The following is a 20,852-nucleotide window of genomic DNA, read 5'->3' as shown; positions in this document are numbered from 1 at the left end:
GCGGCGGCCCGGGCATCGAGAACGGGGGACCCGACGGCTCCGGTGCCGCGTCCCGCCAACGGTACGCCGGTGAGCGTGAATCCGCCGCCCCGCTCGACGCACGTCGCACCGGCTGTCCGTCACCCCGGGGCGGGTCGCCTCGTTGCAGATCGACGGCCCACCGGTGTCGACGGTCACCACGGGGCAGGGTCGGTCGCGGTGACGCGGGACACGGCGTCAGGCTCGGTGCGGTCGAACGGGGAACTCCGGCGAGGTGGCGGTCGTGGCCGAACTCATCTCTGACGTCGCGTCGCCCATGTGGGCGTACGCGCTGCTGCTGACGCTGCTGGTCGCCGACGCCTTCGTTCCGGTGGTGCCGACCCAGGTCGTCATGATCACCAGTGGTGCGCTGACCGTCTACGGCGGGCTCAACCTGCCGCTCACCATCGCGGTCGGCGCGGTCGGCGTCTTCATCGGTGACCTGGCCTGCTACGTGCTCGGTCGCACCGCCCCGGCCCGCCGGGCAGCCCGGCACGCCACGCCGGGGCGAGCCCGCCGTGCCGTCGCCCGGGCCACTCGCCGACTGCGCGAGCCCGGACCGCTGGTGATCCTGCTCTGCCGCTTCGTGCCCGGTGGCCGGATGGCGGCGTGTTTCTCGGCCGGCCGCAGCCGCTACCCGTACCGGCTGTTCCTGACCTACGAGGCCGCCGCGGCCACGGGCTGGGCCAGCTACGGCACGCTCGTCGGTCATCTCGGCGGCACGGCGCTGACCGAGTCGGCGTGGCGGTTGCTGCTGATCGGCGGGCTGGCGGCGGCCGGGTTCGCGGGGGCGGGCTGGGCCATGACCTGGATCAGCACCCGCCAGACCCGCACCGAGGCCCCCGCCGACTGACCCTCGTCGCTCTGCCGCCCCTCGGCCCTCCGTGCTGGCCGAGTCCGCGAGGTGGTCTTCCTGGTGGCCGGGGACAAGTCGGGGCAGTGGCAGAGTGGCGTGACGCCGGGCGGCTTCCGCTAGGGGACGACCCGGGGATCGAAGTGGGTGGCGGTCCCGGATCCGCCTGGGGTCGTTCCGGCGACAGGCTGGGCCCATGCGTGGAGCCCGGAGAAGCGGCCTGCTGGCCCTTGGCGGGATCGCCCTGGCAGCGGTGCTCGCCGTGATCGGTCACCTCGAGGTGAACGACGACCTGAGTCCCTGGTCGCTGACCGTCAGCGACTTCGCCGTCTCCGACCGGGGCGGCGTCATCGACACCGCGATGGCGGTCCTCGCGGTGGCCAGCGCCGTACTCCTTCCCGCGCTGCGCCGGGCGGGCGCCGGCCGGGCGGCGGTCGCGCTGCTGGTCGCCTGGTCGGCCGGGCTGCTGGCCGCCGCCGTGGTGCCCACGAACGAGCCGGGCCTGCCCATGGACACCGCGGCCTACGTGCACCGGTACGCGTCGGTCCTGTCGTTCCTGGCCCTGCCGGTCGCCGGCTGGCTGCTCGCCCGCCGGCTCGGCGCCGCGCCCGCCGGTTGGCTACGCGCGTGGACGGTGGCGAGCCTGCTGCTGGCCACCGCGATGATCTGGTCCGCCTACCCCGGTGACCGCGCGTTGATCGGACTGGCCGAGCGACTCCTGATCCTCGCCGAGACCGCCCTCCTGACCACCCTGGCCCTCACCGTCGCCCGGACCCGGGCGGCGCTCACTCCAGCTCGTGGAGCATGAGCTGCCGGGCGGCCTCGGTGATGGAGCCGGAGAGGCTCGGGTAGATCGTGATGGTCTGGGCCAGCTCGTTGACGGTGAGGTTGTTCTCCACCGCCATGGTGATCGGGAGGATCAGCTCGCTGGCCTTGGGCGCCACCACCACGCCACCGATGACCTGGCCGCTGGCCGGCCGGCAGAACAGTTTGACGAAACCGTCGGCCAGGTCGTCCATCTTCGCCCGGGCGTTACCGGACAACGGCAGCATCACCTGGCGGGCCGGGGTCTTGCCGGCGTCCACCTCGTCCTGCGAGACACCGACGGTGGCCAGCTCCGGGTCGGTGAACACGTTCGCCGCGACGGTACGCAGCCGCAGCGGCCGGACCGCCTCGCCGAGCGCGTGCCACATGGCGATCCGGCCCTGCATGGCCGCGACGCTCGCCAGCAGCAGCACGCCGGTGCAGTCGCCGGCGGCGTAGATGCCGGGCACGTTGGTGCGCGACACCCGGTCCACGGTGACGTAACCGCCCCGGGACAGTTCGACGCCGTATTCCGCCAGGCCCAGGTCGGCGGTGTTGGGGATCGAGCCGACCGCGATGAGCGCGTGCGAACCGGTGACCTGGCGACCGTCGGAGAGCACGACCTCCACCCCGTCGGCGGTACGGCGGACCGCCTCGGCGCGGGAGTTGTTGAGGATGCTCATGCCCCGGTTGCGGAACACCCGCTCGATCGCCATCGCGGCGTCGGCGTCCTCGTGCGGCATCACCCGGTCACGGCTGGAGACCAGCGTGACCTGAACGCCCATGGCCAGGTAGGCGCTGGCGAACTCCGCGCCGGTGACGCCGGAGCCGACCACGATCAGGTGCTCGGGCAGCTCGGGCAGGTCGTAGACCTGCCGCCAGGTCAGAATGCGCTCGCCGTCCGGCACGGCGGTGGGGAGCTGGCGCGGGGTCGAGCCGGTGGCGACCAGCACCGTCGAGGCCTCGATCGAGTAGGGTTCGCCGCCGTCGGCCGGGGTGACGATCACCCGGTGGGTGTGCCCGAGCGCGTCCTCGCCGAGGCGCGCGGTGCCGGCGACGAACTCGACCCCGGCCTTGATCAGCTTGGTGTGGATGTCGGCGGACTGGGCCAGGGCGAGGCGCTTGACCCGCTCGTGCACCGCCCGGGCGTCGACCGTGACCGCCTCCAGGCCGTCGGAGTGCACCCCGAACTCCTCGGTGTCCCGGTAGCCGGTCACCACCTCCGAGCTGGCGATGAAGGTCTTGGAGGGCACGCAGTCGGAGAGCACGCAGGCGCCGCCGGCACCCGCCGCCTCGACCACTGTGACATCGGCGTCCAGCTGGGCGGCGACCAGGGCCGCCTCGTACCCGGCCGGCCCGCCGCCGATGATCACGATCTGGCTCACGGGGCCATCCTTTCGTCGATGCTCACAGTGACTTTCTTCTCCCCGTCGCGTCCGACACGCACCGTCGTATTCTCCCCCACCCGCCGACCGGGCTATCGTCGTCGCCGTGCGTCTCTACGCCGCTTACGGCTCAAACCTGGACCCCGCTCGCATGCGCGCCTACTGCCCGCATTCGCCGATGGTGGGCACCGGCTGGCTGGAGGGGTGGCGGCTCACCTTCGCGGGCGAGGACGTCATCGGTTGGGAGGGCTCGGTCAGCACCGTGGTGGAGTCCCCCGGTGACCGGGTCTTCGTAGCGCTCTACGACATCCACCCGTACGACGCGGCCCAGCTCGACGAGATCGAGGGCGTGACCGCCGAGACCTACCGCCGGCTCACCGTGCGCGTCTCGACGCTGGACGGGGACGTGACCGCGTGGGTCTACGTCTTCGACGGCTACGAGGGCGGGCTGCCGACGTCGTGGTACCTGTCGGAGATCGCGAACGCCGCGGAGAAGGCGGGCGCGCCGGACGACTACGTCACCGAGCTGCGGTCCCGGCCCACCGGCACCGCGTCCGCGTAGCGCGTCTCCCACCCCTTCAGTGTGCGCCGGACGGACACCCGCCCGCTCGGCGACCCCGACGCGGGGGTCCCGGGTCACACCTGCGGGGCGGGCACGTTCCGCTCGTACATGTCGGTCCAGCGCTCCTCCACCAGCCCGACGGAGCGGTAGAGGGTGACCGGGGCGGTGGGGTTGGCCAGGTCCACGCCCAGCCCGGCGCCCTCGCGGCCCTTCGTCGCGTAGATCGCGAAGGCTCGGCGCAGCAGCGCCGCACCCACCCCGCGCCGTCGGTGGTCGGGCAGCACCGACAGCGTCCGGACCCACCCCATGCCCTGGTCGACCGCCTGGTCGGAGGACTGGAGGGCACCGGCCGGCTCGCCGTCGACCTCGGCCAGCAGCCACTCGTCCCAGACCTTGCCGCTGGACGGGAGCAGCTCCCGCCACCGCGCGAAGTCGAGCGGCTCATGGTCGGGGGTGTCCCGGAACGCGGTGTCGTGGATCCGGTGGAACAGCCGTAGGTCGCTGTCGTCGTCGGCGCGCAGCGGCCGCACCGTCACCCCGGCCGGTGGCGCCGGCTCGGCGGGCAGGTCGGCCAGCGAGCGGGTCATCCGGACGTACCGCTTGACCCGGGTGAACCCGGCCGCCACCAGCTCGGCCGCCCAGCGGGTCTCCGGGGCGAAGACGGCGGTGCGGGCGGTCAGCGCGGGCCGGCCCCGCTCGGCGGCCCGTTCGGCGACCCGGTCGAGCAGCCGGGCCAGCAGCGGGGCGCGCAGGTCCGCGCCGTCGTCGGGGTCGACGTAGACCTCGACGAACTCCCGGCCCACCCCGGTCGGGTTGCTCAGGATCGCCCAGCCGACCGCCACGCCGTCCGGGTCGGTGACCAGCCAGGAGTCCCGGGCCGGGTCGACGAACGGCGCGGTCAGCGCGTCCCGTACGTCGTCGGCGTCGAAGTCGGGGTAGCCCACGGCGAACGTGTCGGCGGCGTGCACCACGGTCAGGATCGCTGGCACGTCGTCGAGGGTGGGGCGGCGGGCGGTCCAGCCGGCGGGGAACGTCACGGGGCAGATCCTGGCAGTCGGGCCGGCCCGGGCGCCTCTCATTTATCCGACCCGGGCGCGCGGCCGGGCGGCGGTGAGCAGGTGGACCAGTTCGGTGCCCTCGACCGGGCCGAGCGCGCGGAACGCCGGGGACACCAGGCGGTCGGTCACCGCCTCGGCCCAGAGCCGCCGCCGCACCAGCGGCCCGACCGGCGGGTAGGGCGGCGCCCAGCCGCAGGCGGCGGCCCCGGCCTCCCCCTCCGGACCGGCCAGCACCGCCTCCAGCGGGGTCAGCCCGGCCGCCCGCACGGCCAGCAGGTAGGCCCCGGCGAAGTGCTCGCGCAGCAGCAGCAGGCCGACGGCGGCCCGGGCGCCGGGGGCCGGGTCGGGCACCGGCATCGCCCGCCAGGCGGCGAAGAGCGGCATGGCGCTGCCGTCGGCGGCCTCGACCGCCCGGCCGAGCAGCTCGGCGAGCCGGGACACATCGGGGATCCCGCCGAGGCGGGCGGCGCCCCAGCGGCAGCACTCGGTGAGGTTGGCGGCGGCGACCTCCAGCGGCGGGACGGTCCGCGCGGCGGCGTCCCAGCCGTCGGCGACCGCCTCGGGGGCGATGAAGCCGAGCGCGGCGGCCACCGTCTCGGCGCGTACGTCGCCGAGCGCGCCGGCCCGGCCGGTGATGTAGAAGGCCCACCCGGAGATGCCGAGCAGCCGGGCCCGGCGCAGCGTCGACGGACACCGGGAGAACGCCTCCCCGAGCTCCAGCGCCAGGGGCTTGCACGCGGCGGCCACCTGCTCCGGGGTCATCGGCGACCCCCCGCCGTCCGTCCACCGTGGCCGCTCATCACGCTCAGTCTGCCTCGTGATCACCGGTATCGGCATCCCCCTCTTCGGCGTCGAGCGCCTCCAACACGGCCTCCACCTCGCCGGCGCGACGCCGGGCCGCGGTGAGCGCCCGTTCCGTGCCCCGGCGGGCCAGCCGGGCCCGGCTCAGCTCCTGCTCGGCCGCCGCCCGACGGCGCTCCAGCTCCGCCAGCTCGGTCTCGATCCGGTCCAGCGTCGCGGCGCCGTCCCGCTCGGCCCGTTCGGCCCCGGACAGCTCCGCCTCGGCCCGGCCCAGCTCCGCGCGCGCCTTCTCCAGCTCGCGGGCGGCCGTCCGCCGCCGCTTCGCCCGTTCGGCCCGCGCCGCCCGTTCCTCGCGCGCCCGGCGCGCCTCGGCCGCCCGGTCCGGTACGCCGGACTTCCCCGCCCGGTCCGGTACGCCGGACTTCCCCGCCCGCTCCGGTTCGCCGGACCTGCCCGCGCGCTCGGGCCGGGTGGGCTCCTCGTCGTCGCCGGTGATCAGCCGCAGCTGGGGGCGGGGCACCTCACCGAACCCGGCGTAGTGGCTGGCCCGCAGCAGCCGGCCGGCGCGTACCTGTTCGGCCACCTCGGTGTCGGAGAGCGCGGCGTTGAGCGTCGCCTCCACCTCGCCCAGCGGCAGTTTCCCGGCCGGGGGCGCGGCGGGTTCGGCGGCGGCCAGCCGGCGTACCTCGGCGACCAGCGCGCCCACGACGGCGCGCCGCTGCGCGGAGAGCTCGCGGAGCGTGCCGCCGCGCAGGTCGCGTTGGGCGGCGCGGAGCGCCTCGGCGAGCTGGGTCAGATCGGCGACCAGCTCGGGCCGGCGGATCGCGAGCAGGTTGACCAGCCAGGCCGCGACAGTGGGCCGACGGAGCCGCCCGATCTCCCGGGCGGTACGCGGGTCGCCGGCCTGGCGCGCCTCCGCCACGGCGGCGTCCCGGGCCGCGACGAACCGGTCCGGGGGCGTGGCGTAGAGCCGCCGGACCACGTCGGCAGGGGGGCCGGGCACGGTTCAGGCGTCGATCCGGGTACCGGGTTCCAGACGGCGGTAGTCGGTGTTCGACATCGCGGTGTACTGCCGGTCGAGCACACCGAAGCCGTTGGCGTTGAGCAGACCGTCGTGCAGCGCGTAGGCCCGGCGGGGCCCCACGGCGCGGATGAAGTCGAGCACCTCGGAGAACTTCGACCAGGGCGCGTGTATCGGGGCGAAGAGCGTGTCCACCTGGACGTCGTCGGGGACGAACAGCGCGTCGCCCGGGTGGTAGACGACCTCGTCGAAGAGGTAGCCGATGTTCTGGATCACGGGGATGTCCGGGTGGATGACCGCGTGCTGCCCGCCGTACGTCCGCACCGGCACGCCGGCGGCGGTGAACGACTCTCCCGGTGCGACCACGACGAGCGCCTCGGCGGCGTCGCCGAGCACGCCGGCGAGTGAGGCGGGGCCGTTCACCTGAATCGGCCGGCGTTCCAGCGCCCGGGTCAGCGCGGCGACGTCCACGTGGTCCGGGTGTTCGTGCGTGATCAGCACCGCGTCCGCCCCGTCCAGCGCCTCGGGTTCGCTGAAGACGCCGGGGTCGACGACCAGCACTCCTCCGTCGTGCTCCAGCCGGAGGCAGGAGTGGGTGAATTTGGTGACCTGCATCGTGACTCCTCGATTATCGAATCGTGATGTCCTCAGCGCAGTCTGCCGGAACCGGCGCGACGACGCGTCGCGTCCGAGGTATCGGCCCCGGCGCGCGGGGCCGTCGACGATCGGAGCGGGGAATGGGCGGACGACGACTCCGGGGCGTGGCCCTGGTGGCGGTGGGCCTGGCCGCGGTGCTGGCCGTGGGGGCGTGCAGCGCGGGCGGCGACAGTGGCAGCGACTCGGCCGCGCCGCAGAACGCGGCGGGCGGCGCGGCGGAGGGCGGCGCGGAGCGGGACCAGGCGGCCCCGGGCGGAACCGGCGGCGCCGACCTGCGGGTGGACCAGCGGTCCATCATCTACACCGGGACGATGCAGGTCCGGGTGGACGACGTGGACACCGCGGCACGGGAGGCGACCACGGCGGTGACCGCGGCCGGCGGCTTCGTCGGCGGCGACCGGCGGTCGAGCGAGTCGGCGGACGCGCGGGCGGTGCTGACCCTGCGGGTGCCGGCGGACCGGTTCGCCGGTGTGATCGACCAGCTGGCCGGGTTCGGCCGGCAGGAGCGCCGGGAGATCCGCACCGAGGACGTGACCGAGCAGGTGGTCGACCTGGACGCCCGGATCGCCACCCAGCGGGCCCGGGTGGAGAGCGCCCGCAAGCTGCTGGCCCAGGCCAGCTCGGTGGACCAGCTCGTCGCCCTGGAGAACGAGGTGGGCACCCGGCAGGCCGATCTGGCCGCGTTGGAGGCCCGCAAGCGTCGGCTGGCCGACCTGACCGCGCTCTCCACCATCACCGTGACGTTCCTGGGCCGGGACGCCAGCACCGCCGAGGAGGAGGCCGACCTCGGCTTCCTGACCGGGCTCGGCGGCGGCTGGACGGTCTTCCTCACCTCGGTACGCGTGCTGCTCACCGTGCTCGGCGCGGTCCTGCCGTTCGCCGTGGTGATCGGCGTACCGCTGTGGCTGCTGCTGCGGTGGCGACGCCGGCGGGTCCGCCGGACGCCGCCGCCCGGCGGACCGCAGCCGCCGGCGCCGGTCGGGCCGACCGGCGGTCCGGTCAGCGCGCCGCCGCCAGTGCCCGCAGCGCGGTCTGGACCATGAGGCGTACGCCCACCTCGATGGCGCGCTCGTCCACGTCGAAGGAGGCCCGGTGCAGGTCCACGTTGGGCCCGCTCCGGCCGACACCGAGGCGGGCGAGCGCGCCGGGCACGTGCTCCAGGTACCAGGAGAAGTCCTCGCCGCCCATGCTCTGCGGCGTCTCGGCGATGCCGTCCGGGCCGAGCGCCGACGCGGTGGCCGCGGTGAGCACGCCGATGGCCCGGGCGTCGTTGGTCACCGGCGGGCGGCCGCGCAGGTATTCCAGGTCGACGGTGGCGCCGGTGGGCGCGAGCACGTCCCGCACCACCTGGGCCACGATCTTGGGCGCCTGGTCCCAGGTGTCGCGGTCCATCACCCGCAGCGTGCCGGCGGCGCACGCCTCGGACGGGATCACGTTGTAGCGGGTGCCGGCCGAGGCGTGGCCGAACACCAGCAGCAGCCCGCTGTTGGCCGGCACCCGGCGGCTGATCAGCGTCGGCACCTCGGTGACGAGCCGGCCGAGCGCGTCGACCAGGTCGACGGTCAGGTGCGGGCGGGCGGTGTGCCCGCCCGGGCCGGTGAGCCGGACGGTGACGTTGTCGGCGGCGGCGGTGATCGGGCCGACCCGCAGGCCGACCTTGCCCACCGGCAGGTTCGGGTCGCAGTGCAACGCGAAGATCTGCACCACGTCGTCGAGGCCGCCGGCCTCGATGACCTCCAGCGAGCCGCAGGGCAGGATCTCCTCCGCCGGTTGGAAGATCAGCCGCACCCGGCCGTCGAGCTGACCGAGGTCGGCCAACTGGGCGAGCAGCATGCCGACACCGAGCATCACCGAGGTGTGCACGTCGTGGCCGCAGGCGTGGCAGACGCCCTCCACGGTGGACCGGTACGACACGTCCTTCGGGTCGCTCAGCGGCAGCGCGTCGATGTCGGCGCGGAGCGCGATCACCGGCCCGTCCGGGCGACCGTCGATGTCACAGATCACGCCGTTGCCCTTGGGGAGCAGGCGCGGCTTCAGCCCGGCGAGCGAGAGTTCCCGGTGCACCAGCGCGGCCGTCTCGAATTCCTCGCCCGACAGTTCCGGGTGCGAGTGAATGTGCCGGCGGGTCTCGATGAGGCCGGGTACCCGCAGCGCGAGCAGATGGTCGAGCTCGAAGGGCAGGGGCTGGGAACCGGTCGGCGTCTCGGGCCGGGACGACGCCAGCGGGCCACCGGAAGGCAGCGTCAACGCACTCGTCACGTCGAATTCTCGATCACTAGAGATGGATGGATCTTCGGGGAGAACAGCAGACAGCCTAGACCTCCGGCGGTGACGCTGCGCAACATCTTTCGCGTAGCGGTCGGACCGCGCAGCGTCACGAATGCCCTGGTGGGAGGGCTCGAATATCTGCGGGACAGCAGGTAGATCGCGGTCGGACGCCGTCATCTGCCCCCCACCTCCTACAACGCGTAACCGATTCATCGGTCACCAAATACCGGTCGTCGTTCCGAATTGTCGCATTAGTCGCGGCAATTAACTGCCGCTCCGACAATTGCGCGACAACAGTCGGCTGCCGGACGACTCCCGACGGTGACATGACTGTCCGCCGAACGACCGCACAGGCTGTCCGTCCCGTTCCCCCGTTCGGGTTACCCGCATTCCCGAATCGCACACGCGCGACGGTCACGGCCACACTGCCCGCGGACGCGTCGGCATCGCCCCGGGCGGCGTCGCCCGGGGCAGGATCCGCGCCGGGCCGCATCGCCCGACGCGTGCGCCGGAGGCTTCCACGGTACGCCTCCAGAAGGTGTCCGCCCAGGTCAGAACCGGTCGGTCGGCCGGTAGACCCCCCACACGTCGCGCAGCGTCCCGCACACCTCGCCGACCGTGGCCCGGGCGCGCAGCGCCGCCTTCATCGGGTGCAGCACGTTCGTGTCCCCCTCGGCCGCGGCGCGCAGCTCGGCCAGCGCCCGCTCGACCGCGTCCGAGTCGCGCTCCGCGCGCAGCTTGGCCAGCCGCTCCGCCTGGGCCGCCTCGATCGTCGGGTCCACCCGCAGCGGCTCGTACGGCTCCTCCTCGTCGATCTGGAACCGGTTGAGCCCGACCACCACCCGCTCGCCCGAGTCGATCTCCTGGGCGATCCGGTACGCGGACTGCTCGATCTCGCGCTTCTGGAAGCCGGCCTCGATGGCGTCCACCGCCGAACCGTGATCGAACACCCGGTCCATCAGCTCGTTCGCCGCCGTCTCCAGCTCGGCGGTCATCGCCTCCACCACGTACGACCCGGCGAAGGGGTCGACGGTGGCGGTGAGATCCGTCTCGTACGCCAGCACCTGCTGGGTCCGCAGCGCCAGCCGGGCGGCCTTCTCGGTGGGCAGCGCGATGGCCTCGTCGAAGCTGTTGGTGTGTAGCGACTGGGTGCCGCCGAGCACCGCGCCCAGCCCCTGCACCGCCACCCGGACCAGGTTGACCTCGGGCTGCTGGGCGGTGAGCTGCACGCCCGCGGTCTGGGTGTGGAACCGCAACATCATCGACTTCGGGTTCTTCGCGCCGAACTCGTCGCGCATCAGCCGGGCCCAGATGCGACGGGCCGCGCGGAACTTGGCGACCTCCTCCAGCAGCGTGGTGCGGGCCACGAAGAAGAACGACAGCCGGGGCGCGAAGTCGTCCACGGCCAGCCCGGCCGCGAGCGCCGCCCGGACGTACTCCACGCCGTTGGCCAGCGTGAACGCGATCTCCTGCGCGGGTGAGGCGCCGGCCTCGGCCATGTGGTAGCCGGAGATGGAGATGGTGTTCCACTTCGGCACCTCGGCCCGGCAGTAGGCGAAGGTGTCCGCGACCAGCCGCAGCGAGGGCTTCGGCGGGAAGATGTACGTCCCGCGGGCGATGTACTCCTTGAGGATGTCGTTCTGGATGGTGCCGTTGAGCGCCGTGCCGGGCACCCCGTTCTCCTCGGCCACGAGCTGGTAGAGCAGCAGCAGCACCGAGCCGGGCGCGTTGATGGTCATCGAGGTGGAGACCTTGTCCAGCGGGATCCCGCCGAAGAGCGTCCGCATGTCCTCGATGGAGTCGATGGCGACGCCGACCTTGCCCACCTCGCCGTGCGCGATCGGGTCGTCCGAGTCGTAGCCCATCTGGGTGGGCAGGTCGAACGCGACCGACAGGCCCATGGTGCCGGCGCGCAGCAGCTGGTGGTAACGCGCGTTGCTCTCGGTGGCGGTGCCGAAGCCGGCGTACTGCCGCATGGTCCACGGCCGGGACGTGTACATCGTCGGGTAGACCCCGCGGGTGTACGGGTAGTCGCCCGGCTCGCCCAGCCGGGAGTCCAGGTCCGCCGGAAGGTCGGCCGCCGTGTAGACGCCCTTGATCGGGAAACCCGACTCGCTTGACCGCGCATCGCTCATTACCGGATGGTAGGACGCGGCCGCCGCTCGATGGGTGAGGGATACCGCACACCGGGCGGTGGCGGCCCACCGGAGGTGAGTAGCTGGCCACATACCGTCGAGTAGGTAAACGCCCGCCGCGTCGGGTTTCGCATCGGGCGTCGGAACCAGCAAGATAGAGGGGTTGTGTCCCAGCCCCCTCGATATCCCCCGGTGGCTTTTCTGTGACTCAGATTCCGACGTGGAGCGGCGGACCGGCCAGTCCCCCCACTGGACGCGCGGCGCCCGGCACCACCATCGGTGGTCGCTACTCGCTGCGCTCCCCGGTGGGCAACGGCGGCATGGGCACGGTCTGGCGGGCCACAGACACCCTGTTGCGCCGTGACGTGGCGGTCAAGGAGGTCGTCCTCCCGCCGGGGCTCGCCCCCAGCGACCGCGACGCGCTGTACGAACGGACGCTGCGCGAGGCCCGCGCCGCCGCCGCGATCCAGCACCCGGCCGTGGTGCAGGTCTACGACGTGGTCACCGAGGGTGGCCGGCCGTGGATCGTGATGGAGCTGCTGGACGCCCGCAGCCTCGCCGACATGGTGATCGAGGACGGCCCGGTCGCGCCGCGCGCGGTCGCCAAGATCGGCATCGCGTTGCTCGGCGCGCTGGAGGTGGCGCACGCGATCGGCGTGCTGCACCGCGACGTCAAGCCCGCCAACGTGCTCATCTGCACCGACGGCCGCTGCGTGCTGACCGACTTCGGCGTCGCCCGGATGCCCACCGACGTGCAGCTCACCACGCCCGGCATGGTGCTCGGCTCGCCCCACTTCATCTCCCCCGAGCGGGCCATGGGCCAGGAGTTCGGCCCGCCCAGCGACCTCTTCTCGCTCGGCGTGACGCTCTACACCGCGGTGGAGGGACGTCCCCCGTTCGACAAGGGCGACCCGATCGAGACCATGCACGCCGTGGTCGAGGACCCGCCCGCCACGCCGCAGCGCAGCGGCCCGCTCACCGGCGTGCTGATGGGTTTGCTGGAGAAGGACCCGGCCCACCGGATGGACGTGCACCGGGCCCGGGCCATGCTGCGCGAGCTGCTCGCCGGCCCGCTGACCAGCACCGCGACCGCGGTCAACTCGGTCACCGACCCGTACGCCGTGGTGCCGGTGCCGCGCCCGACCACCCCGCCGCCCGTCGCCCCGGAGCCGAAGCCGAGCGGCCAGATCGGCGGCCGGGCGATGATCGGCCCGGGTGAGTCGCTGACCGACCGGCTGGCCGCGCTGCGTCGCGGCGAGCGCCCCGGCGCCACGACGGCGGGTGACGCGGCGCTCGACGAGACCAGCGCCGACGCGTTGGCCGGGCCGCTGCACACGCCCACCGGCGCGATGTCCGGTCCGGGCGCGCCCGAGGCCACCCAACGCATCTCCCCGGACGCCACCGTCCGCCTCGGCCGGGGTACCGGCTCGGACGCCACCCAGCACGTCCCCACCGGCACGCCGGCCACCTACGGCGGCGGCGTCGACGCCACCCAGCCGGTGTACGGCGGCGGCGCCCAGTGGTCGGTGCCGGGCACCGGCCAGGCGTGGACCACCCCGGCCACCGCGCCCGGCGACGGCGCGCCCGGCGGGGTGAAGGGCCTGCTCGGCCGCGTGAAGGCGTGGCCGCGCAAGGTGCAGCTCGCCGCCGCCGGCGGTCTGGCCGTGGTGCTGCTGGTCAGCGTGATCGCGCTGACCAGCGGCGACGACGACGCTCCCCCGCCGATCGTGGGCGCGCTGCCGTCGACCTCGGCCGCCGCCGCGCCGGAGATGCAGGAGCGGACCGTCAAGGGCGTCACCATCCAGGTGCCGAAGGGGTGGCAGCAGCAGACCGGCGGGCTCTACGTCGACTACGTCGACCCGGAGGACGAGGGCCGCAAGGTGCGGGTGATCGCCGAGGAGTGGGGCGGCACGTCGATCAGCTGGGCCGAGTTCGCCTCGAAGAACCTGAGGAAAAACACCAGCAAGAGCAAGACCTGCCCCGCTCCCTACACCGAGGTGTCCGTCTCCGAGCAGCCGCTCGCCGGGGGGACCGCGGGCCAGCTCGAATACACCTGCGGCGAGGGCGAGTCCATGCGCCACGGCATCTGGCGGGGCCTGGTCAAGGACGGCAAGGTCTACTCGTTCTACCTCTCCTCCACCGACGCGCGGTTCGCCGAGAGCAAGCCGATCTTCGACGCGATGGTCGACTCGTTCCAGCTCACGGCGGACAACTGAGTCGAGGCCGACGGCCAGTGGTGATCCGTCGCCGTGCTATCAAGAGGCCATGGCGGCGGACACCACTGACCTTGACGACCTTCGCGCGCGAGCCGAGAGCTGGCTCGCCGACGACCCCGACCCGGCCGACCGGGACGAGCTGCGTGCCGTCCTCGACGGGCTGCCCGGCACCGCCGACGAGCTGGCCGACCGGTTCGCCGGCCCGCTGACCTTCGGCACCGCCGGCCTGCGCGGCCCGCTGCGCGCCGGGCCGAACGGGATGAACCTCGCCGTGGTCACCCAGGCCGCCGCCGGGCTGGTCGGCTGGCTCGCCGCCCAGGGCGGCGAGGGCCCGCTGGTGATCGGGTACGACGCCCGGCGCGGGTCGCGCGCCTTCGCCGAGCGCACCGCGCAGGTGGCCACCGGTGCGGGCCGCCCGGCGCTGCTGCTGCCCCGCCCGCTGCCCACGCCGGTGCTGGCGTTCGCGGTGCGGCAGCTCGGCGCGGTCGCCGGCGTGATGGTCACCGCCAGCCACAACCCGCCGCAGGACAACGGCTACAAGGTCTACCTGGGCGCGCAGCTCGGCGGCGAGCTGGGCGCGGGAGCGCAGATCGTGCCGCCGGCCGACGCCGGCATCGAGGCGGCCATCCGCGCGGCCGGCCCGCTCGCGCAGGTGCCGCTCGGCCCGGCCGGCCAGGTGCTCGGCGACGACCTGGTCGCCGCGTACGTGGACCGGGCCGCCGCGGTGGTGGACCCGGCCGGGCCGAGGGACCTGAAGGTCGCGTACACCCCGCTGCACGGGGTGGGCGGCGTGGTGCTGACCGCCGCGTTCGCCCGGGCCGGCTTCGGCGTGCCCGGCGTGGTGCCGGAGCAGGCCGAGCCGGATCCGGCGTTCCCGACCGTGAGCTTCCCGAACCCGGAGGAGCCGGGCGCGGTCGACCTGCTGGTCGCGCTCGCCGACCGCACCGGCGCGGACATCGCCATCGCCAACGACCCGGACGCGGACCGCTGCGCGGTCGCCGTACGCGACGCCGGGTCCTGGCGGATGCTGCGCGGCGACGAGGTGGGCGCGCTGCTCGCCGACCACCTGATGCGGCGCGGGGTGACCGGCCTCTACGCCACCACGATCGTGTCGTCGACGTTGCTGCGGGCCATGGCCGAGGCCCGAGGGCTGCCCTACGACGAGACGCTCACCGGGTTCAAGTGGATCGTCCGGGCCGGCGGGGGCCGGGAGCCGCTGGTGTACGGCTACGAGGAGGCGCTGGGCTACTGCGTCGCGCCGAGGCACGTCCGGGACAAGGACGGCATCACCGCCGCGCTGACCGTCGCCGAGTTGGCCGCCGGGCTCAAGGCCCAGGGGCGTACGCTCACCCACCGGTTGGACGAGCTGGCCGCCGAGTTCGGCGTGCACCACACCGACCAGCTCTCGGTCCGGGTGGAGGACCTGCGGGTGATCGCGGACTCGATGGCGCGGGTGCGGGCGGCCACCCCGACCGCGCTGCTCGGGCACCCGGTCACCGAGGCGACCGACCTGCTCCCCGAGGCGGACGTGGTGATCCTGCGCACCGACGCCGCCCGGGTGGTGATCCGGCCCTCCGGCACCGAGCCGAAGCTCAAGGCGTACCTGGAGGTGGTGGAGCCGGTGACCGACGGCGACGTCACCGCGGCCCGGCGCCGCGCCCGGGCCGCCGTCACCGAGCTGCGCAACGAGATCGCCGCCACCCTCGGCCTCTGAGGTGTAAGGAAGGGCCCCTTCTTAACGCCTGGCGTTAACAAGGGGCCCTTCCTCTACCTGAGGCGTTAAGAGGGGGCCCTTCCTTACCGCTTGCCGAGGGCGGCGTCGACGGCCTGGCCGAGGGCGGCGATGACCAGGCTCACCGAGGGGCGTACCACGCTGTCGTCCAGGCTCACCGTGCCGGAGAAACCGGCGCCGGCCGCGATTTCCTCCAGGCGGGTGCCGGCGTCGGCGGCGGCGGCGCCGGTCAGCCCGAGCGCCGGCTCCATCCGCAGCACCGCGACGAGGGTGGCCAGCGCGGCGGTCCGCTCGTCCGGGAGCTGCCCGCTGGTCAGCGCGTCGGCCAGCCGGCGGCGGATGTCCGCCTCGACGGAGGCGTCGGCCACCGGGTAGCGGTGCACGTGGATGAAGCCCAGCTCGGTCTCGTCCACGTCGCGGACCACGCCCCGGCCGCAGAGGTCGCCGAGGATCCGGTCGCGCAGCCCGTGCCGCAGCCGCTGCACCCAGGACGAGGGCGTGTGCGGGGTGTCCGCGGCGATCTTGGCCAGCACCGCGTCCGCGATCGGCTCGCCGGTCGGCGCGGGGTCGACCACCGCCAGGTTCCCGTCCGCGTACGCGACCCGTCCGGCCAGGGCCAGCTCGACCAGCACCGCGGCGGCCATGCCCAGGTCCAGGCTGATCCGCGGCATGGTGGCCTTGCCGGTTTCGTCGTCATACGCGAGGAGCAGCAGCTCCTCGGCGAGCGCAACACCAGTCATGGCCCGGAACGCTAGCGCCTCCCCGCACCCCCGCGCATCAACTCGCCGGTGCCGCCCGTTTCCTACGGCGGAGGGCCCCTCCGGGACGGAACGGGCCCTCTGCGCGCGGGTGCCGACGGGTCAGAAGCGGGGCATGCCGCCGAACTGCCGGTCGCCGGCGTCGCCGAGGCCCGGGACGATGAACATCCGGTCGTTCAGGCCCTCGTCGATCGACGCGGTGACCAGCCGCAGCGGCAGGCCGGACCGCTCCAGCCGCTGGATGCCGACCGGCGCGGCCAGCACGCAGAGCACGGTGATGTCGGTGCAGCCGCGGTCGGCGAGCAGCCGGCAGCAGTGCTCCAGCGAGCCGCCGGTGGCCAGCATCGGGTCGAGCACCAGCACCGGCAGGCCGCTCAGGTCCCGGGGCAGCGACTCCATGTACGCGCGCGGCTCGTACGTCTCCTCGTCGCGGGCCAGGCCCACGAAGCCCATCGACGACTCGGGCAGCAGGTCGAGCGCGGCGTCGGCCATGCCGAGGCCGGCCCGCAGCACCGGCACCAGCAGCGGCGGGTTCGCCAGCCGGGTGCCCTCGGTGTCGGTGACCGGGGTCTGGATCGAGTACTTCTCGACCGGGAAGGAGCGCGCGGCCTCGTACACCAGCATGGTGGTGAGTTCGCGCAGCGCGGCCCGGAACGACGCCGAGTCGGTCCGGGCGTCCCGCATGGCGGTCAGCCGCGACTGGGCGAGCGGATGGTCAATGACGTGTACGTCCACGATCGCTCAACCTACCGGTCCCCGGCCCGGCGCACGGCGGGTGCGGCCCGACCAGCGACGCCGCTCACGTGTGGCGCTCACGATCGGTCCGCCGTGAGCAAGATCACTCGGCCCGCGGGTGCGTACTATTCGGGGCATGACGGCGACAGCGACGTCGGCCCGGTCGGACCTCTCCGAGCTGGGACGATCCGAGACCGCTCTGCGGACCTTCCTGCACGGCCTGCCGGGCGTGGACCAGGTCGGCGCGGAGCAGCGGGCGGCACAACTCGGCACCCGCTCCATCAAGACCACGGCCAAGGCCGAGGCGATCGACCTGGCGATCCGGATGGTCGACCTGACCACGCTGGAGGGCGCGGACACCCCGGGCAAGGTGCGGGCGCTGGCTGCCAAGGCGGTGCGTCCCGACCCGTCCGACCCGAGCTGCCCGCACGTCGGCGCGGTCTGCGTCTACCCGTCGATGGTCCCGTACGTGGCCGAGGTGCTGGCCGGCTCCGGCGTGCACCTGGCCAGCGTGGCGACCGCGTTCCCGTCCGGTCAGGCGCCGCTGGAGATCAAGCTCGCCGACGTGCGCGCGGCGGTCGAGGCGGGCGCGGACGAGATCGACATGGTGATCAACCGGGGCGCGTTCCTGGCCGGACGCTACTCCGAGGTCTACGACGAGATCGTGGCCACCAAGGAGGCGTGCGGGGACGCGCACCTCAAGGTGATCCTGGAGACCGGCGAGCTGGCCACCTACGACAACGTGCGACGCGCGTCCTGGCTCGCCATGCTGGCCGGCGGCGACTTCATCAAGACCTCCACCGGCAAGGTCCCGGTCGCGGCCACGCTGCCGGTGACGCTGGTGATGCTGGAGGCGGTCCGCGACTTCCGCGCCGCCACCGGGCGGCAGGTCGGCGTCAAGCCGGCCGGCGGCATCAAGACCACCAAGGACGCGATCAAGTACCTGGTCATGGTCAACGAGACCGTCGGCCCGGACTGGCTCGACCCGGACTGGTTCCGCTTCGGCGCGTCCAGCCTGCTCAACGACCTGCTCATGCAGCGCACCAAGCTGACGACCGGCGTCTACGCCGGCCCCGACTACTTCACCCTGGACTGAGCGTGATGTTCGAATACGCCCCCGCCCCCGAGTCCCGCTCGGTGGTGGACCTCAAGCCCTCGTACGGGCTGTTCGTCGACGGGCAGTTCGTCGACCCGACCGACGGCGGCAGCTTCAAGTCGGTCAACCCGGCCTCCGAGGAGGTCCTGGCCGAGATCGCCGAGGCCGGCAGCGAGGACGTGGACCGCGCGGTCCGCGCCGCGCGCACGGCGTACGAGAAGGTGTGGGGCCCGATGCCGGGCCGGGACCGGGCCAAGTACCTGTTCCGGATCGCCCGGATCATCCAGGAGCGCTCCCGCGAGCTGGCCGTGCTGGAGTCGCTGGACAACGGCAAGCCGATCAAGGAGTCCCGCGACGTCGACCTCCCGCTGGTCGCCGCGCACTTCTTCTACTACGCCGGCTGGGCCGACAAGCTGCCCTACGCCGGCTTCGGCCCGGACCCGAAGCCGCTCGGCGTGGCCGCGCAGGTCATCCCGTGGAACTTCCCGCTGCTCATGCTGGCCTGGAAGATCGCCCCGGCGCTGGCCGCCGGCAACACGGTGGTGCTCAAGCCGGCCGAGACCACCCCGCTGACCGCGCTGCTGTTCGCCGAGATCTGCCAGCAGGCCGACCTGCCGGCTGGCGTGGTCAACATCGTCACCGGCGCCGGCGACACCGGCCGCGCGCTGGTCGAGCACCCGGGCGTGGACAAGGTCGCGTTCACCGGCTCGACCGACGTGGGCAAGGCCATCGCCCGCGCGGTCGCCGGCACCCGCAAGAAGCTCACCCTGGAGCTGGGCGGCAAGGCCGCCAACATCGTCTTCGACGACGCCCCGATCGACCAGGCGGTCGAGGGGATCGTCAACGGCATCTTCTTCAACCAGGGGCACGTCTGCTGCGCCGGCTCCCGGCTGCTGGTCCAGGAGTCGGTCGCCGACCGGGTGCTGGAGTCGCTCAAGCGCCGGATGGCCCAGCTGCGGGTCGGTGACCCGCTGGACAAGAACACCGACATCGGCGCGATCAACTCGGCCGCCCAGCTGGCGAAGATCCGCGAGCTGTCCGAGATCGGCGCCGCCGAGGGGGCGGAGCGCTGGTCGCCGCCGTGCGAGCTGCCCGAGCGCGGCTTCTGGTTCGCGCCGACCATCTTCACCGGCGTCACCCAGGCGCACCGGATCGCCCGCGAGGAGATCTTCGGCCCGGTGCTGTCCGTACTCACCTTCCGCACCCCGGCGGAGGCCGTCGAGAAGGCCAACAACACGCCGTACGGGCTGTCGGCCGGCATCTGGACCGACAAGGGTTCCCGGATCCTGTGGACCGCCGACCGGCTGCGCGCCGGCGTGGTCTGGGCCAACACGTTCAACAAGTTCGACCCGACCTCGCCGTTCGGCGGCTACAAGGAGTCGGGTTACGGTCGCGAGGGCGGCCGGCACGGGCTGGAGGGGTACCTCAATGTCTGAGCGGGTCGCGGTACGCAAGACGTACAAGCTCTTCATCGGCGGGAAGTTCCCGCGCAGCGAGTCGGGACGGTCGTATCTCGTGCAGGACTCCAACGTGTCGCTGGCCTCCCGCAAGGACGCCCGGGACGCCGTCGTCGCCGCGCGCGCCGCGGTGAAGGGCTGGGCCGGGGCGACCGCGTACAACCGGGGTCAGATCCTGTACCGGGTGGCCGAGATGCTGGAGGGCCGGCGCGACCAGTTCGTCGCGCTCGGCGCCCCGGCCGACGAGGTCGACGCCGCGATCGACCGCTGGGTCTGGTACGCCGGCTGGTCGGACAAGCTCCCCCAGGTCTACGGCGGCGCGAACCCGGTCGCCGGCCCGTACTTCAACCTGTCCGCGCCGGAGCCGACGGGCGTGGTGGCCGCGGTGGCCCCCGAGGCCCCGGCGCTGCTGGGTCTGGTCAGCGTGATCGCCCCGGCGATCGTCACCGGCAACACGGTGGTGGTGGCCGCCTCCCCGGCGGCGCCGCTGGCGGCGGTGACCCTGGCGGAGGTGCTGGCCACCTCCGACCTGCCCGGCGGCGTGGTCAACATCCTGACCGGCCGGCTCGCCGAGACGGTGCCGACGCTGGCCGCGCACATGGACGTCAACGCCGTCGACCTGACCGGTGTCGCCGACGCCGAGCTGGCGGCGGAGTTGGAGGTCAAGGCCGCGGAGAACCTCAAGCGGGTGCTCCGGCCGGCGCCGGCGGACCACGACTGGCACGCCGATCCGGGTCTCACCCGGATGACCACGCTGCTGGAGACCAAGACCGTCTGGCATCCGAAGGGCGTCTGAGTCTCTTCTACTACGCGAGGTAGGATTGACGGGTGACTCGGCTCGGTGACCTCGAACGTGCGGTGATGGACGTGCTGTGGGACTCGGTCCCCGGCACGTCGGACGGCGTGACCGTGCGCGAGGTCGCCGACGCCCTGGACGGCCGCGAGTTGGCCTACACCACGGTGATGACCGTGCTCGACCGGCTCGCCGGCAAGGGCATGGTGCAGCGCGAGCGGGAGGGGCGGGCCTGGCGCTACCGGCCGGCCGCCACCCGGGAGGCGCACATCGCCCAGCTCATGCTCGACGCGCTCGACCTCGGCGGCAGCCGGGACGCCGCGCTGGTGCGCTTCGCCCGGTCGGTCACCGGCACGGAGGCCGACGTGCTCCGCGCCGCCCTCGCCGCCGAGGCGGGCCTCACCGACCCGAATCGGGCCGCCGGAGCCGGGCTGACCGACCGCGTCGAGGATCCGCGGCCCGCCGGGCCGGCGCTCGACGAGGCGACGGACCGGTAGGGCCGC

At 73.6% G+C, this 20,852-nt stretch carries 19 protein-coding genes; 10 read left to right on the top strand and 9 right to left on the bottom strand.

The genetic code is table 11. The features are described from left to right. The first annotated feature begins 262 nt into the window (after positions 1–262). Positions 263–871: a VTT domain-containing protein gene (locus O7600_RS23000; RefSeq protein ID WP_281590535.1), complete on the top strand. Its 609-nt coding sequence runs from the start codon at positions 263–265 to the stop codon at positions 869–871. 196 nt (positions 872–1,067) lie between these two features. Beyond that, on the top strand, positions 1,068–1,679 hold the full coding sequence (locus tag O7600_RS22995) for a DUF998 domain-containing protein (RefSeq protein ID WP_281590533.1): 612 nt from the start codon (positions 1,068–1,070) through the stop codon (positions 1,677–1,679). Here O7600_RS22995 and O7600_RS22990 read toward each other — a convergent pair. After that, complete coding sequence (locus O7600_RS22990; RefSeq protein WP_281590531.1) at positions 1,657–3,060, bottom strand: NAD(P)H-quinone dehydrogenase; 1,404 nt, start codon at positions 3,058–3,060, stop codon at positions 1,657–1,659. The two genes, O7600_RS22995 and O7600_RS22990, sit on opposite strands and share 23 nt — an antisense overlap. Positions 3,061–3,166: 106 nt before the next feature. Between O7600_RS22990 and O7600_RS22985 the strand changes: the two genes are divergently transcribed. After that, entirely contained in the window at positions 3,167–3,622 is a 456-nt protein-coding gene (locus tag O7600_RS22985; RefSeq protein WP_046566454.1) for a gamma-glutamylcyclotransferase, read from the top strand. Positions 3,623–3,696: 74 nt separating this feature from the next. Here the strand turns inward: O7600_RS22985 and O7600_RS22980 are convergent, their stop codons facing one another. Genes O7600_RS22980 through O7600_RS22965 form a run of 4 tightly spaced genes read right to left on the bottom strand, consistent with a single transcriptional unit; the run spans position 3,697 to position 7,117 of the window. Next, complete coding sequence (locus O7600_RS22980; RefSeq protein WP_281590527.1) at positions 3,697–4,659, bottom strand: GNAT family N-acetyltransferase; 963 nt, start codon at positions 4,657–4,659, stop codon at positions 3,697–3,699. Positions 4,660–4,701: 42 nt separating this feature from the next. Beyond that, positions 4,702–5,442 (bottom strand): hypothetical protein, encoded by a 741-nt coding sequence (locus tag O7600_RS22975; RefSeq protein ID WP_281590525.1) that lies wholly within the window; start codon positions 5,440–5,442, stop codon positions 4,702–4,704. Positions 5,443–5,485: 43 nt separating this feature from the next. Further along, the gene (locus O7600_RS22970) at positions 5,486–6,484 is read right to left on the bottom strand and encodes a hypothetical protein (RefSeq protein WP_281590523.1); all 999 of its coding nucleotides are present in this window, start codon (positions 6,482–6,484) and stop codon (positions 5,486–5,488) included. A gap of 3 nt (positions 6,485–6,487) precedes the next feature. After that, entirely contained in the window at positions 6,488–7,117 is a 630-nt protein-coding gene (locus O7600_RS22965) for an MBL fold metallo-hydrolase (RefSeq protein WP_281590522.1), read from the bottom strand. 122 nt (positions 7,118–7,239) lie between these two features. On the opposite strand from O7600_RS22965, the gene O7600_RS22960 reads away from it, so the two are divergent. Beyond that, entirely contained in the window at positions 7,240–8,202 is a 963-nt protein-coding gene (locus O7600_RS22960; protein ID WP_281590521.1) for a DUF4349 domain-containing protein, read from the top strand. On the opposite strand, the gene O7600_RS22955 is transcribed toward O7600_RS22960, so the two are convergent. Continuing rightward, a complete protein-coding gene (locus tag O7600_RS22955; protein WP_099162604.1) occupies positions 8,159–9,418 on the bottom strand; it encodes an amidohydrolase in 1,260 nt (419 codons plus the stop codon). The two genes, O7600_RS22960 and O7600_RS22955, sit on opposite strands and share 44 nt — an antisense overlap. 560 nt (positions 9,419–9,978) lie before the next feature. Further along, positions 9,979–11,562, bottom strand: coding sequence for a methylmalonyl-CoA mutase family protein (locus tag O7600_RS22950; protein WP_281590518.1), 1,584 nt, complete (start codon positions 11,560–11,562; stop codon positions 9,979–9,981). A 203-nt stretch (positions 11,563–11,765) separates the two neighbouring features. Between O7600_RS22950 and O7600_RS22945 the strand changes: the two genes are divergently transcribed. Continuing rightward, complete coding sequence (locus O7600_RS22945; RefSeq protein WP_281590516.1) at positions 11,766–13,778, top strand: serine/threonine-protein kinase; 2,013 nt, start codon at positions 11,766–11,768, stop codon at positions 13,776–13,778. A 49-nt stretch (positions 13,779–13,827) separates the two neighbouring features. Continuing rightward, on the top strand, positions 13,828–15,492 hold the full coding sequence (locus tag O7600_RS22940) for a phospho-sugar mutase (protein ID WP_281590513.1): 1,665 nt from the start codon (positions 13,828–13,830) through the stop codon (positions 15,490–15,492). An 83-nt stretch (positions 15,493–15,575) separates the two neighbouring features. Here O7600_RS22940 and O7600_RS22935 read toward each other — a convergent pair whose 3' ends face one another. Together O7600_RS22935 and upp are read right to left on the bottom strand one after the other, a co-directional pair. After that, positions 15,576–16,250, bottom strand: a complete 675-nt coding sequence (locus tag O7600_RS22935) for a GPP34 family phosphoprotein (RefSeq protein ID WP_281590511.1) — start codon at positions 16,248–16,250, stop codon at positions 15,576–15,578. Between the two features lie 120 nt (positions 16,251–16,370). Then, positions 16,371–17,003 carry a uracil phosphoribosyltransferase gene (gene upp / locus O7600_RS22930; protein WP_281590509.1) on the bottom strand — a complete coding sequence of 211 codons (633 nt, stop codon included), beginning with the start codon at positions 17,001–17,003 and terminating at the stop codon, positions 16,371–16,373. Between the two features lie 136 nt (positions 17,004–17,139). On the opposite strand from upp, the gene deoC reads away from it, so the two are divergent. Genes deoC through O7600_RS22910 form a run of 4 tightly spaced genes read left to right on the top strand, consistent with a single transcriptional unit; the run spans position 17,140 to position 20,846 of the window. After that, positions 17,140–18,099: a deoxyribose-phosphate aldolase gene (deoC, locus tag O7600_RS22925; protein WP_281590507.1), complete on the top strand. Its 960-nt coding sequence runs from the start codon at positions 17,140–17,142 to the stop codon at positions 18,097–18,099. Between the two features lie 5 nt (positions 18,100–18,104). Further along, on the top strand, positions 18,105–19,535 hold the full coding sequence (locus O7600_RS22920; RefSeq protein ID WP_281594242.1) for an aldehyde dehydrogenase family protein: 1,431 nt from the start codon (positions 18,105–18,107) through the stop codon (positions 19,533–19,535). Further along, positions 19,528–20,352: an aldehyde dehydrogenase family protein gene (locus O7600_RS22915; protein ID WP_091582320.1), complete on the top strand. Its 825-nt coding sequence runs from the start codon at positions 19,528–19,530 to the stop codon at positions 20,350–20,352. Before O7600_RS22920 ends, O7600_RS22915 begins: the two co-directional genes overlap by 8 nt. Positions 20,353–20,384: 32 nt before the next feature. After that, entirely contained in the window at positions 20,385–20,846 is a 462-nt protein-coding gene (locus O7600_RS22910; protein WP_281590505.1) for a BlaI/MecI/CopY family transcriptional regulator, read from the top strand. Positions 20,847–20,852 lie beyond the last annotated feature (6 nt).

The organism is Micromonospora sp. WMMA1998, assembly GCF_027497375.1.
In the GTDB taxonomy this organism is placed as follows: domain Bacteria; phylum Actinomycetota; class Actinomycetes; order Mycobacteriales; family Micromonosporaceae; genus Micromonospora; species Micromonospora sediminicola.
Note: the sequence above shows the minus strand (reverse complement) of the source record. Positions and strands in the feature narration are given on the sequence as shown.

What these genes read in the sequence shown, in the direction of transcription:
- O7600_RS22995 (WP_281590533.1), top strand. Translation starts at nt 1,068, where the DNA reads ATGCGTGGAGCCCGGAGAAGCGGCCTGCTGGCCCTTGGCGGGATCGCC.
- O7600_RS22975 (WP_281590525.1), bottom strand. Translation starts at nt 5,442, where the DNA reads ATGACCCCGGAGCAGGTGGCCGCCGCGTGCAAGCCCCTGGCGCTGGAG.
- O7600_RS22965 (WP_281590522.1), bottom strand. Translation starts at nt 7,117, where the DNA reads ATGCAGGTCACCAAATTCACCCACTCCTGCCTCCGGCTGGAGCACGAC.
- O7600_RS22960 (WP_281590521.1), top strand. Translation starts at nt 7,240, where the DNA reads ATGGGCGGACGACGACTCCGGGGCGTGGCCCTGGTGGCGGTGGGCCTG.
- O7600_RS22950 (WP_281590518.1), bottom strand. Translation starts at nt 11,562, where the DNA reads ATGAGCGATGCGCGGTCAAGCGAGTCGGGTTTCCCGATCAAGGGCGTC.
- O7600_RS22940 (WP_281590513.1), top strand. Translation starts at nt 13,828, where the DNA reads ATGGCGGCGGACACCACTGACCTTGACGACCTTCGCGCGCGAGCCGAG.
- O7600_RS22935 (WP_281590511.1), bottom strand. Translation starts at nt 16,250, where the DNA reads ATGACTGGTGTTGCGCTCGCCGAGGAGCTGCTGCTCCTCGCGTATGAC.
- deoC (WP_281590507.1), top strand. Translation starts at nt 17,140, where the DNA reads ATGACGGCGACAGCGACGTCGGCCCGGTCGGACCTCTCCGAGCTGGGA.
- O7600_RS22920 (WP_281594242.1), top strand. Translation starts at nt 18,105, where the DNA reads ATGTTCGAATACGCCCCCGCCCCCGAGTCCCGCTCGGTGGTGGACCTC.
- O7600_RS22915 (WP_091582320.1), top strand. Translation starts at nt 19,528, where the DNA reads ATGTCTGAGCGGGTCGCGGTACGCAAGACGTACAAGCTCTTCATCGGC.